The organism is Kingella denitrificans ATCC 33394, from assembly GCF_000190695.1.
GTDB classification, from domain to species: Bacteria; Pseudomonadota; Gammaproteobacteria; order Burkholderiales; family Neisseriaceae; genus Kingella_A; species Kingella_A denitrificans.
Map to the genome: position 1 here is coordinate 208,853 of NZ_GL870929.1, position 12,836 is coordinate 221,688.

The window sequence follows — 12,836 nt, forward strand, 5'->3', positions numbered from 1 at the left end:
CTCAAGGAGTACATGATGCCCCACATGAAAAAACCTGCATTCCGAATGTGCACGATGGTATTGATTTTGGCGGCCGTGCCGCAGGGCGCATGGGCGGACGACGGCGGTGATTCGCAGTCATTGCCAAATGTCAGCGTAACCGCGCCCAAGCGTTTGCGGGCGGACAAGTCTTATACGGTGGACGAAATGTCGTCCGCCGCGGGCATGAAACTTGCGCCCAAGGACACGCCGCAGTCGGTGAGCGTGGTTACGCGCAAGGCGATGGACGACAGGGGGCTGACTTCGCTGGAAGACGCGGTGAAGACGGCCACGGGCATCAATGTGTACCGCCAAGGCTATCAAACGCGTTACCAATCGCGCGGGTTCGATATTGCGCAGATTAGTGAAAACGGCGCACATTCCACCATCTGCACCATGTGCGGCAACAATCCGCACGACCAGCGCCAGCTAATGGACATGGCGTTGTATGACCGCGTTGAAATCGTGCGCGGTGCGACCGGTTTGATGAAGGGGCAGAGCGAACCGGGCGGCAGCATCAATGCCATCCTGAAAAAGCCGACCAGTACGCCGCAGACCACGTTTGACGTGCTGGCGGACCGCTGGGGCAGAATCCGCGGCTCGGCGGACGTATCGGGCATATTGAGCGCGGCACATCAGGTGCGCGGGCGTGCCGTGGCCGTGTTGGAACGCACCGAAGGTTTCAGGCAGCATGACAAGGGCTATAACGGCCTGCTGTATGGCGTGGTGGACAAATCTTTCGGCGAAGACGGGCAGACTAAAATCACCGCCGGCGCGTATATCCAGCGCACGAAAGACCAGCCTGCACTGTTCGGACTACCTGCCGCCGCGGATGGTTCGGATTTGCGCCTGCCGCGCAACCGCTATTTGGGCGCGGACTGGAACAAAACGTCTTACCGAAAATTCAGCGCATTTACCGAGCTGGAACACCGTTTCAACGACGATTGGAAGCTGTCCGCCACTGCTGTTTACACACAGAACAAATCGCACATCGAATACGGCTATGTGCCGTTCCGCAGCAATGTTTCCGCAGCGGGCACCGTGTCGGACGGCTGGCTGGGGCGCAGCGACCGCTACAACCACCAATGGACGTTCAAAGCCGATTTGGAAGGCAAATATCCGCTGTTCGGGCGCAAACACGAGCTTTATGTGGGGCTGAACCACAGCCGCGAACGCTTCAACAATTTGTGGCGCGGCAGCAGGCTGAACGGCACATACAATATTTTGTTGTGGAACGGCAGCGAACTGGCGCGCCCCGACGACTGGAACAACGGCACGATTAAAGAAATCCGCCAAACCACCGTTACCACAAAAACCGCCACCGCCGCCACCCGCTTCAACATCACCGACCGGCTGCACCTGCTCGGCGGCGTAGGTTACACCTATTGGAAGGAAAATCAATACCTGTCGTGGATGGGCACGCCGCACAGCGTCAGAAGGAAAGGGCGCGCCGTGCCTTATGGCGCGGTCACGTTCGATTTGACGCCGACCCAGTCGCTGTATGCCAGCTACACCAGCATTTTCAAATATACAGGCGAACGCTACGACATAGACGGCCAAGCCTTGAAACCCACACAGGGGCGCAGTTATGAACTGGGTTGGAAAGGCGCGTGGAACGGCGGCAAACTCAACAGCGAAGTGGTGCTGTTCCAAACCGACAAGGAAAACGAACCGATGGACACTTGGCTGGCGCGCAACCCCAACGGTAGCGTTGTGCCGTGGAACAGCCGTTCGTCCGGCGCAAAAGCCGTGTACGAACCCGTGCGCCTGCAAAGCCGCGGAATCGATTTGGAATTGTCGGGTAGCCTGAACGACAACTGGGAAGCCAGCGCGGGCTATACCTATAACCGCCGCAAATACACCGCCACCGCCGACCGCCGCGCCAATCCCGCCATCCGCGCCGGCATGGATTTCAGCCAGCACACGCCCAAGCACATGCTGCGGCTCTATACGTCTTACCGCCTGCCGTTTGACGGCCGCAAATGGACGCTGGGCGGCGGAGTTACCGTGCAGAGCAAATCTTCGCCGATTACCGTGGGCGGGCAAAAGCAGTATTTGGGTGGTTATGCCGTGTGGAACGCCTCGCTGCATTACCAATCGAACGACCGCCTGAAAATCGGCCTGCTCGTCAATAACCTGACCGACAAACGCTATTACGAAGGCTACGGAAACCGCGGCACCAACAAGGGCCATTTCTACGGCGAGCCGCGCAACGTGCTGTTCACGCTGCAATGGAAAATGAAATAGCCGTTATCCTATCGGATGGGCAAAAAGCAGCCTGCACACGGAAAACCTTATGTGCAGGCTGCTTTGGCACACCGTTCAGGCAGCCTGCACAATGGTATAGTGGATGAAAATGGCAATGATACGGCGGTGGCTCGCCGCCTTGCCTCATTTTTATTTTAATCCACTATAAATTCCCCCGCCGCGCCATCCTTGATGCGGATACCGCCGTATCCCAACTCCATCTTGTCAAAATCACATGAAAACCCTCAAATCCTTTTACCGCCTCGCCCGCCCGTTCTGGTTCGTCCGCAGCCAGTGGCGCGAGTGGCTCATCCTTGCCGCCGTGCTCGGCTTCACCTTTGCCATCATCCGCATCAGCGTGCTGATTGCCGAGTGGGACAAACGTTTTTATGACGCGCTGGCGGCGTTCAACGGCACGGCCATGCCCGCGCTGATTGCCGAATATTTGGGCTATATGGCGCTGATGGTCGGCTGCATCGTCTGCGGCGACTGGCTGCAAAAGAAGCTGATGTTCCGCTGGCGCAGCCACCTTACCGCCCAATTCGAGCAGCGCTGGCTGGCAGAAGGCAGCCATTACCGCCTGCAACTGGCCGCCGAACCCGACAATCCCGACCAGCGCATTGCCGAAGACATCTATCTGCTGGCCGACAAAAGCCTTTCCCTGTTCCGCCATTTCATCAACAACATCACCAAACTCGCGGCGTTTGTCGGCGTGCTGTGGGGGCTGTCGGGCGTGCAGCAGTTCACCCTGTTCGGGCAGCAGTTCACCGTGCGCGGCTATCTGGTGTGGGTGGCGCTGGGCTATTCCGCGCTGGCCACCGTGGCCGCCCACTTAGTCGGACGCAAACTCAAAAATCTGAACATCGAGCGGCAGCACCGCGAAGCGGATTACCGCGCCACCCTGCTGCGCGTGCGCGACCACGCCGAACAAATCGCCTTTTACCGTGGCGAGAACGCCGAAAGCCGCAGGCTGCGCACCCGTTTTTCCCGCATTAGCGATAACTGGCGGCGGCTGATTTCGCGCGAATTCAAGCAGGAAACCTTGTGGGCGGTGTATGTCCGCATCAGCATCTTCATCCCCATCGTCGCCACGCTGCCCATGTATCTGGCGCACACGCTCACGTTCGGCGACATGATGCAGACCCGCACCTCGTTTGCCCGCGTGCAGGACAGCTTCGGCTGGTTTACCGATGTGTACCGCCGCCTGATGGAGTGGGCCGCCACCGTGGAACGCCTGTCCGGCTTTCAGGCTGCCCTAGATGAAACTTTGGACGAAACGGAACGCACAAAGCAGCCTGCACCTGAAGAAACCGCGTTTTCAGGCAGCCTAGAAGAGCCCGAAGCCGCACAAAAGCAGCCTGCACCCGCCGGCAACCTTATCCGCGCCGAAGGCATCAGCGTCGCCACCGCGCAGGGGCGCATCCTGCTGCAAAACCTCGATTTCCAAGCCCAAGGCAGCGAATGGCTGCTGTTTGACGGGCGCAGCGGCATCGGCAAATCCACCCTCATGCGCGTGTTTGCAGGGCTTTGGCCGTATTACCAGGGGCGCTATATCCTCAACGCGCGCCGCAGCCTGTTCCTGCCGCAACGCCCCTACCTGCCGTATGCTAGCCTGCGCGAAAGCCTGTGCTATCCCAATCCGCCGCAGCCTGACGATGCCCAACTCGCCGCCGTGTTGGAACAGGTCGGACTACCCCTGCCCGCAGGCGGCTTGGACGGCAAATGCGAATGGGCAAGCCTGCTTTCGGGCGGCGAACAGCAGCGGCTCAGCATCGCCCGCGCCCTGTTGGCCCGCCCCGACGTGCTGTTTTTGGACGAGGCCACCAACCAGCTGGACGACGAAACCGCCGCCGCCCTGATGTCCCTGCTGCGCCGCGAGCTGCCAGATACCCTGTGCATCGCCGTCAGCCACCAGGCCGCCGTCAAAGCCCTGTTCACGCGCCGCCTGCCGCTGGATGAGGCGGTGCCGCAGGAAGATTGAAACAGCGGCACATCTTTATTGCCGACAAAAAACCAAAAGCAGCCTGCACCCCGAAATGGAAGTGCAGGCTGCTTTTGAATGGCGCGGACGGGTTACATGGCGCTGTAATTCGGCCCGCCGCCACCTTCGGGGCAGGTCCATGTGATGTTTTGCGCCGGGTCTTTAATGTCGCAGGTTTTGCAGTGCAGGCAGTTGGCCGCGTTGATTTGCAGGCGGGGCTTTCCGCCGCTTTGCTGCACGATTTCATACACGCCGGCAGGGCAGTAGCGCGTTTCGGGGCTGGCGTATTGCGCGTAATTCAGGTCAATCGCCAGCGCAGGGTCGCGCAGTTGCAGGTGTGCAGGCTGGTTTTCTTCGTGCGATACGCCCGCCAGAAACACGCTGCTCAAACGGTCGAACGTGATTTTGCCGTCGGGTTTCGGATACTCGATGGGCGTATATTCTTTGGCGGGATGCAGGCTGCCTGCGTCCGTGCCGTGGTGGGCAATCGTCCAAGGCATCCGCCCTTTGAACACGTATTGCTCCAAGCCGGTATACATCATGGCAGGAATCAGCCCCCATTTGAACGCGGGGCGGATGTTGCGGATGGCGTGTAATTCTTGATACAGCCAGCTTTGCTCGAACAGGCCTTGATAACGCGCCGCCGTTTTGCCGTGTGCAGGCTGCTTTTCGGTGTCGCTTTCCAGCAGGGGGAACACGGCTTCCGCTGCCAGCATGGCGGATTTCATGGCGGTGTGGCTGCCTTTGATGCGCGCCACGTTCAAAAAGCCCGCGCAGTCGCCCACCAGCACGCCGCCGGCAAACGCCAATTTCGGCAGGCATTGCAAGCCACCTTCCACCAATGCGCGCGCACCGTAAGCAATGCGGCGGCCGCCTTCCAGCATGGGGCGGATGGCAGGGTGCAGCTTCAAGCGTTGGAATTCTTCAAACGGCGACAGGTAAGGATTTTGGTAATCCAGCCCCACCACCAAACCCAGGGCGATTTGGTTGTCGTCCAGATGGTAAACAAAAGAGCCGCCGTAGGTTTTGCTGTCCAGCGGATAGCCCACGGTGTGAATCACCAGTCCGGGCTGGCATTGTTCGGGCGGCACTTCCCAGATTTCCTTGATGCCCAAGCCGTAGGTTTGTGGCTGTGCGGCCTTGTCCAGATGGAACCGTTCAATCACCTGCTTGGTCAATGAGCCGCGCGCGCCTTCGGCAAAAATGGTCTGCTGCGCCCAAAGCTCCATGCCGGGCTGGAAAGCGTCCGTCGGTTCGCCGTCTTTGCCCACGCCCATATTGCCGGTGGCCACGCCTTTCACGCTGCCGTCGGGGTGATACAGGATTTCGCTGGCGGCAAAGCCTGCATAAATTTCCACGCCCAAATTTTCCGCCTGTTCCGCCAGCCATTTGCAGAGCAGGCCCAGGCTGATGATGTAGTTGCCTTCGTTGTGGAAGCTGGGCGGCACAATCGGCATGCGGTAGGATTTCTGCCCGGTCAGGAACAGGATGCGGTCTTCGGTCACGCTGCGCGTCAGCGGCGCGCCCAATGCTTTCCAGTCGGGCAAGAGTTCGTTGAGCGCGCGCGGGTCGATGACGGCGCCCGATAAAATGTGCGCGCCCACTTCGCTGCCTTTTTCCAAAACGCAAACGCTGATTTCGCGCTGCTGCTGCGCGGCCAGTTGTTTCAGGCGGATGGCGGCCGACAATCCGGCAATGCCCGCGCCCACAATCACTACGTCAAACGCCATGCTGTCGCGTTCAAATTCGGTGGTGTTCATGATGTCCTTTTGCTTTGTTTTATTGGAGTGCAGGCTGCTTTGAAAGTGTCCCAAAGCAGCCTGCACGGTTATAAATGATTGGTTTGAATAATGTTCATACGGCAGATGAGAAATGCGATTTTAGCATTTTCCGCCAGCCGTGTCGCCCGCTTAAAGCGGTTTGAAGTAGGCCAGGTAGGCAATGCAGGCGATACAGGCAAGGCTCACGGCATACAGCGCGAACCATTGCACCGAGCGCGGGCGGCTGCGCAGGCAAATCACGCCCAATATAATATACACCAGCACCAAGCCCAGCTTCACCCCCAGCCATTTGCTTGCCCCGAACGGCTGCCAATGCCCGATTTGCATTAGCATCATGCCGGAAAATAGCAGCAGGGTGTCGTTGATGTGCGGCACAAAACGCAATGCGGAAGGCAGCGGCTTTTCAGGCTTCATCGTGCGCAGCCAAAAACGCAGGTTGAACAGGATAAAGGTCATTGTGATAAAAAATAGATGGCTATGCTTGATGCCGAGATACATGCTTTCCAAAGTGGTCTCCAAGAAGGTTTCGGACGGGGCGGTAGTTTAAATCAAACCGGCGTGAACGTCACGGATAAATGGATTTTCGGTATCCCAGGCATAGCCCGCAAAAACGGAGCACAGGGCTTCGCGCAGTTCGGGCGAGGGTTTGTTGCTGAACACCAGCTCTTGGAACGAGCCGTCATACCAGCTGTCGATGCAGTTGCGCAGCGTATTGACCCCGTATGCATGCGCTTCGGCATAATCTTTCTGCCAATCCACTTTTTCGCCGCGCAACTGGCGGGTAACGGCTTGGCAGGCGAGTTTGGACGAATAAATGGCGGTGGTCACGCCCGAAGAGAAAACGGGGTCCAAAAAACCGGCAGCATTGCCGAGCAGGGCGAAATTATCGCCATACATTTGCTTTACACCCGAATCGTAGCGAGAGAAGAACAGGAACGGGGCATCATTTTCCCACTGCGCGTTTTGCAGGATGCGTGCGAAAAACGGAATTTCCATCACAAATTTCTTCATGACTTTGGAGGCGGCGCGGTCGTCTTGGAAATAATGCGATTCGCCCACCACGCCCACCGAAGCGCGACCGTTGGCAAACGGAATCAGCCATGCCCAGATATCGGGGAATTCGGGGTGGATGGCGGTGGTGGATTTATAGCGGTCGTATAACGGGTCGGTGATATTGTCGTTGATATGGGTGCAATACACGTTGCGATGCGTCAGCCCCGTTTCGATTTCCCAGCCCAGCAGGCGCGGCAGCAGGCGGAAATAACCGCTGGCATCCAGCACGAAACGCGCATTCAGCCGGTATTCGGATTTGTCTTCGCGCTGAATGGTCAGCGATACAGGCATTTCGTTGGGGTTGAAATCCAACACCGATTGCCCGAAACGGATATCCGCCCCTTTTTTAATCACTTCTTCTGCAAGGATTTGGTCGAATTGGGCGCGGTCCACCTGCAAGGCAACGCTGCTGCGGTGTTTGTATTGGTAGCGGAAATCGAAATGCGTTTGGCGTTCGCCATAGGTAAAGACAACGCCGTTTTTGGGCTGGAAGCCTGCCATGGCCACGGGCGTGAGCAAATCGGCTTCCGACAGGATATCCATTGCAAAAGGCAGCAGGCTCTCGCCGATAACATAACGGGGAAAATGCTGTTTTTCGATAATGCAGACGCTGAAACCCTGCTGCAATAAAAGTGCTGCCGCCACGGTTCCTGAAGGGCCTGCGCCCACAATAACAACATCAAAGAAATCGCTCATAGTTGCCTTTTGAATAGATGGATATGGGTGTAGAAACAAAAAGAAAATAACTAAAATTTACGAGACTATACTATATCATGAAAAAGCATAAAGAAATTTACGCGAAACAAATATCTGCGCGGGTTTTAGGTGCTTATTCGTTAGATTTTCCGTCTATCTCCATTGTCTGTAAGGCAAATTTTTTTTCTACTGCCACGACGAACGGTGCGGCGTTCAAACGGTTGACGTGTCCGTAACGCAACACACTGAACCGGCGTGCCGGCAGCGCGGCAAAATAATCCAGCAGCGCGGCTTTTTCTGCCTTGCCGGCTTCGTGCCCGTGATACACCACTGCTATCAGCAAACCGTCCTTGTCCAACAAATTCAAAGCAGCCTGCACCGCCGCCACGCTGGTTTCGGGCAGGGTGGTGATGTTTTTGTCGCCGTGCGGTAGGTAGCCGAAGTTGAACACGGCGGCGCGCAAGGGTTGGCGGATGTATTGGGCGGCGTGCTGGTGTCCGTCCTGAATCAGGGTAACGCGCGGCAGCAGGCCGTGTTCCGCCAAACGCGCACGGGTGGCTTCAATGGCAGCGGCTTGAATGTCGAAGGCAAACACGCGGCCGGTTTCGCCCACGCATTGCGCCAGCAACAGGGTATCGTGCCCGTTGCCCGCCGTGCCGTCCATCACGCAGTCGCCTTCGCGGATGTGCACACGCAACAGGCTGTGGGCGAAGGGGATGATATCTGCCAGCATGTTCAACCTGCCTCTTGTTGTTTCAAAATATACGTTTCCGTCATCAACGCCTCCTGCCAAAAGCAGCATGCACGTTATCCTGCCGCTTCCAAAGCCGCCACGGATTGTTTCAAACGCGCCAGCAGCACGCGGCGGAAATCGGTGTATGCGTCCCAAACCGCGTCTTGGTTCATCACGCTCAAATTGCCGCCGGTGGTCAAATCGACAGGCGCGCCGTTTTCAATGGCATCGTGCAGTTCCAAAAACTCGTTTTGCGCGAACGCCGTCAGTTTGCCGACCAGCATTGCCGCCTGCTCGAAGCGTGCCAAATCGGCCTCCAATTCGGGCAGCAGCGCGCACCATTCGTCGTATGTTTCTTGCGCGGCATTTACACGCTGTTGCAGATGGCCCATGATTACAACCCCAGCTCGTTCAAAAAGCGCACGTCGTCCGCCCAGCCGGACTTCACTTTCACCCACACTTTCAAAAACACTTTGCAGTCAAAGAGTTTTTCCATGTCCAGCCGCGCTTCGGTGGAGATTTTTTTCAGTTTCTCGCCGCCGCGCCCAATCACAATCGGCTTCTGGTTTTCTTTGTCCACCAGCACGGCAATGTAAATATGGAACATGCCGTTTTCTTCTTTGAACTGTTCCACTTCCACGTTCATTGCATACGGCAGCTCTTCGCCCAAATAGCGGAACAGTTTTTCGCGCACGATTTCCATCGCCAGGAAGCGGCTGGATTTGTCGGTTACCATGTCTTCGGGATACATGGGCACGCTTTCGGGCAGAAAGGGCTTTAAGGTTTCCAGAAGGTTGGCAATCCGCAGGCCGTGCTTCGCGCTCACCACTTCCGCCGCCGCAAAATCAAATTCTTGGCGCACTTGGTCAATAAACGCATTCAGGGCGTGTTTGTCTTTTGCTTTGTCTTTGTCGATTTTATTGACCACCAGCACCACGGGGATTTTGTTCGGCAGCTGCTTCAACACCGTGCGGTCGGCTTCGGTAAAACGCATGGCTTCCACTACGAACGCCACTGCGTCCACGCCGCTCATCGCTTCGGTCACATTCAGGTTCAGGCGGTCATTGAGCGCGTTGCGGTGGTCGGTTTGAAAGCCGGGCGTGTCCACAAACACAAACTGCGCCGTGTCGTCCGTGTAAATGCCGGTGACTTTGTGCCGCGTGGTCTGCGCCTTTTTGCTGGTAATGCTGATTTTCTGCCCGATCAAATGGTTCATCAGCGTGGATTTGCCCACGTTCGGCCGGCCGACAATGGCAATGAAGCCGCAGCGGTATCCGTCTGCAGCCTGCTGTTCGTTGGCCAAAAATTCTGCTACGTTCATATGGCGCGTTCTTTCCGGTTGTTTGATAATGCGATTATACTGGTTTACGGTTTTTTACGCTTGCCTTCTGCGGACGGTGCTTGTTTTTGGGCGTATTCAGCCTTATTTTCGAAAAATCAGAGGAATGTGTTATCAAGGATGGGAAAATGCAGTTGATTGGGATTTTTTTGCTGGCGGGCGCGGTGCTGGAGGTTTTGTCGATTGTGCTGATGGTCAAGTGGATTGGCGGCATGCTGACTTTTGCGTTGATGGTGCTGAGTTTTATTTTGGGCTCGTATTTAATCGGCCGCAATGCCGGCGTGTCGAAGGTGATGCTGGCAGGTGCGCTGCTGCGCGGGCACGGGCGCATGTCGTTGTACCAAATGCTTTGGCCGGTGCGGATTCCGGTGGCGGGCGGCTTGCTGATGATTCCGGGGTTTTTGTCCAGCGTGTTGGCGTTGCTTTTGTTGCTGCCGTTGAAGGGTGGCAAGGCGCAGGAGCCGCAGGGCGCGTCGCCGTTTTTCACGCAGCGCCAAGCCGCGCGGGACGATGATGTGATTGAAGGGGAATTTGTGGTGCGCTCGGACGGCGGCAAGCGCCATCAGCATCAGGATTTGCTGAATCCGCCGCAGGACAAACCGTGATGTCGGGCGACCAATAAAAAGCAGCCTGCACTTTGAAAAAAGAGGTGCAGGCTGCTTTTTTGTGTGTCGAATGGGGAAACGAATCGGCGGCGGGCTGGGTTTGCATGCGGCATTTCATGTGTGCTGTTGTGTATGCGCGAATCATGCGTTTGATGGTTGGCTGGTTGGGCGGTTCATAAAAAGCAGCCTGCACCCGTAAAATGAAGGTGCAGGCTGCTTTTTTGCGGTTTGCCCGCCCGTTTACCGCATAAAAAATGCAATGTAATACAGTATATGCAGCAGGGCATTGGCGCACAGGGCAATGGTAATGCTGTTGAAGCGGAGCTGCTTGCTGCAGCAAACGGTCACCACGCACCACAAAACCAGCAGGTTCACCAACAGCGTTATGGCGAGGATTGTGCTGATCAGGCTGCTGAACACCAAGGCCAACGGCAGCAAAAATATCCATGACGGCAGATGGTTGAACGCGCGGCGGAAATCGCCTTGCGACAGGGCTTGCAGGCCGGTTTGGAAGGTGGACGGGCGATTGTCTTGGCAGAGGATGGACAACGCGGCGGTGGACGCGTAGGAAAAGGCCAGTTGCAGGCAGGTGAGCGGCCACGGCATGGCAAGCATCTGGCTGGCATAGGTGAAGGGGAGCAGCAGGCTGCACAGCAGGAAAATGTGTTTGGACGGGCGTAAATGCAAGCGTTGCGCCATGGCGGCATTCACGGCAATGCTCATCAGAATCGCCGGCCAAATGCTGGAAAATGCCGCTTCCACGACAGATGATGGCGTCATCATGAAATTGACAAAGCTGTTTGTGAAATCGGCAGAATCGAATTTCTCCCGAATATCACTGAGTGCGCCCAGCAAATGCGGCTGCATAATCGCGGCATTGATGATCAGCAGGACGATTTGGGTGCCGTTGCCCGACCATTGCTGCAAGCCGCGTTTGAATTGCAGGCTGTTGGTTAGAAACAGGCACAGCAGCGTCCAGACGGACAAAGGCAGCATGGCAAACGTCATCATGGTTATATCGTTTTTGGGCAAGGCGATCATGTAAGCGGCAATCAGGCACAGCCACGAGCAGGCAAACACCACCCAGCCCAGCACGGGGGCGGCAATCAGGCGCGAATAGGCCATTTGCCAAGGCGACAGGGACGACATACGCAACTGGTCGAACATATTGGACGAAATATCCCGTTTCAGGCTGCGGCTGATTAAAATCAGGCAGGCAAGAACCGAAAATGATAAACCGGAGACACCTAAGATAGCCAGATATTCCGCCAGATGAATACTGTCGATTCTCATGGCGGTGCCGGTTTTCATTAAGATAAACAGGCCGAAGACCAGGATGACGCTGGCGATCAGACCCCAGTTCAGGTTCAGCCACAACAGGCGTTGGAATTCGGCATTCACAAAGATTTTCGGAATTCGGACGGACGATTTCATTGGGCATTCTCCCGATGGATGTTCAAACTGTTTTGGTAATTTTCCAGCAATGTGGTGCGCACCACGGATACCGAGCTCAATGTCAGGCCTGCACGCACAATATCGGACAACAAGGCGGCGCGCATTTCATCGGAGTGGGGCAGGGTAACGGTGAACACGTCGCCTTGCTGCGAGGCAGCCTGCACATTCGGCAGCGACCGCAACCGTGCCAACGCGTCTTGCGGCGGCTGCAACAAATGGATTTTCAGCGTTTGTTCGTTTTGGTTTTCCGTGTGGATTGCCTGATGCGCCTTAATCCTGCCGCGCTGCATCACCAGCATGTGCGTACAATATTCGTCCAGCTCCGACAGAATGTGGCTGGACACCAGAATCGTCATGCCTTCCGATTTCAGGCGCAGCAGCAGTTGCGACAATTCGTACCGCGCTTCAGGGTCGAGCCCGCTGGCCGGTTCGTCCAGCAGCAGGAATTGAGGGCGGTGAATAATCACCTGCCCGATGCCGACACGCTGTTTCTGCCCGCGCGAAAGTGATTTGATGTGGTCGTATAGCTTGTGCTCCAATCCCAAAAGCTGCACGGTGTCCACTACCGCGCTTTCCAGTTCGTTATCAGGCACGCCGCGCGCTTTGGCGGCATAGGTCATATACTGAATCACGGTCAAATCGTCGGACAGGCCGAAGATGTCGGGCAGGTAGCCCAGTTGCGCGAAGCTGGCGCGCGGGTCTTCCAAAATCGGGCGGCCGTTGAGCAGAATCTCGCCGTCCGAAGGCACTTCCAATCCCGCCAAACAGCGCATCAGCGTGGATTTGCCCACGCCGTTCGGGCCAATCAGGCCGGTAATGCTGCCGCGCGTCAGATGAAGGTCGATGTCGTGCAGGACGTGCTGCCTGCCGTAATAAAAATTAAGCTGATGTACTTGAATCATGCCGTTCTCCGTGTAGTGGGGCAGGG

11 protein-coding genes are annotated in these 12,836 nt (G+C 56.7%); 3 read left to right on the top strand and 8 right to left on the bottom strand.

All coding sequences use genetic code 11. From position 1 onward, the window contains the following. The first annotated feature begins 15 nt into the window (after positions 1-15). Together HMPREF9098_RS01010 and HMPREF9098_RS01015 are read left to right on the top strand one after the other, a co-directional pair. Positions 16-2,265, top strand: coding sequence for a TonB-dependent siderophore receptor (locus HMPREF9098_RS01010; RefSeq protein ID WP_040564139.1), 2,250 nt, complete (start codon positions 16-18; stop codon positions 2,263-2,265). A gap of 235 nt (positions 2,266-2,500) precedes the next feature. Beyond that, entirely contained in the window at positions 2,501-4,246 is a 1,746-nt protein-coding gene (locus HMPREF9098_RS01015; protein WP_003781100.1) for an ABC transporter ATP-binding protein/permease, read from the top strand. A 92-nt stretch (positions 4,247-4,338) separates the two neighbouring features. On the opposite strand, the gene HMPREF9098_RS01020 is transcribed toward HMPREF9098_RS01015, so the two are convergent. From HMPREF9098_RS01020 to era, 6 genes are all read right to left on the bottom strand, one after another. Further along, complete coding sequence (locus tag HMPREF9098_RS01020; protein WP_040564140.1) at positions 4,339-6,006, bottom strand: electron transfer flavoprotein-ubiquinone oxidoreductase; 1,668 nt, start codon at positions 6,004-6,006, stop codon at positions 4,339-4,341. 150 nt (positions 6,007-6,156) lie between these two features. Continuing rightward, positions 6,157-6,534 carry a SirB2 family protein gene (locus HMPREF9098_RS01025; protein WP_003781102.1) on the bottom strand — a complete coding sequence of 126 codons (378 nt, stop codon included), beginning with the start codon at positions 6,532-6,534 and terminating at the stop codon, positions 6,157-6,159. 36 nt (positions 6,535-6,570) lie between these two features. After that, on the bottom strand, positions 6,571-7,776 hold the full coding sequence (locus tag HMPREF9098_RS01030) for an NAD(P)/FAD-dependent oxidoreductase (RefSeq protein ID WP_003781103.1): 1,206 nt from the start codon (positions 7,774-7,776) through the stop codon (positions 6,571-6,573). 133 nt (positions 7,777-7,909) lie between these two features. Beyond that, entirely contained in the window at positions 7,910-8,509 is a 600-nt protein-coding gene (gene mnmM, locus HMPREF9098_RS01035) for a tRNA 5-(aminomethyl)-2-thiouridylate-methyltransferase MnmM (RefSeq protein WP_050781210.1), read from the bottom strand. Between the two features lie 74 nt (positions 8,510-8,583). Continuing rightward, positions 8,584-8,901: a DUF4298 domain-containing protein gene (locus HMPREF9098_RS01040; protein WP_003781105.1), complete on the bottom strand. Its 318-nt coding sequence runs from the start codon at positions 8,899-8,901 to the stop codon at positions 8,584-8,586. A 2-nt stretch (positions 8,902-8,903) separates the two neighbouring features. Continuing rightward, positions 8,904-9,830, bottom strand: coding sequence for a GTPase Era (era, locus tag HMPREF9098_RS01045; protein ID WP_003781106.1), 927 nt, complete (start codon positions 9,828-9,830; stop codon positions 8,904-8,906). A 146-nt stretch (positions 9,831-9,976) separates the two neighbouring features. Here era and HMPREF9098_RS01050 point away from each other — a divergent pair, with 146 nt between their 5' ends. Next, positions 9,977-10,453 carry an FxsA family protein gene (locus tag HMPREF9098_RS01050; RefSeq protein ID WP_040564141.1) on the top strand — a complete coding sequence of 159 codons (477 nt, stop codon included), beginning with the start codon at positions 9,977-9,979 and terminating at the stop codon, positions 10,451-10,453. Positions 10,454-10,693: 240 nt separating this feature from the next. Here HMPREF9098_RS01050 and HMPREF9098_RS01055 read toward each other — a convergent pair whose 3' ends face one another. Together HMPREF9098_RS01055 and HMPREF9098_RS01060 are read right to left on the bottom strand one after the other, a co-directional pair. Continuing rightward, on the bottom strand, positions 10,694-11,887 hold the full coding sequence (locus tag HMPREF9098_RS01055) for a hypothetical protein (RefSeq protein WP_003781109.1): 1,194 nt from the start codon (positions 11,885-11,887) through the stop codon (positions 10,694-10,696). Then, the gene (locus HMPREF9098_RS01060; RefSeq protein WP_040564142.1) at positions 11,884-12,810 is read right to left on the bottom strand and encodes an ABC transporter ATP-binding protein; all 927 of its coding nucleotides are present in this window, start codon (positions 12,808-12,810) and stop codon (positions 11,884-11,886) included. The genes HMPREF9098_RS01055 and HMPREF9098_RS01060 overlap by 4 nt, the downstream gene beginning before the upstream one ends. Between the last annotated feature and the right edge of the window lie 26 nt (positions 12,811-12,836).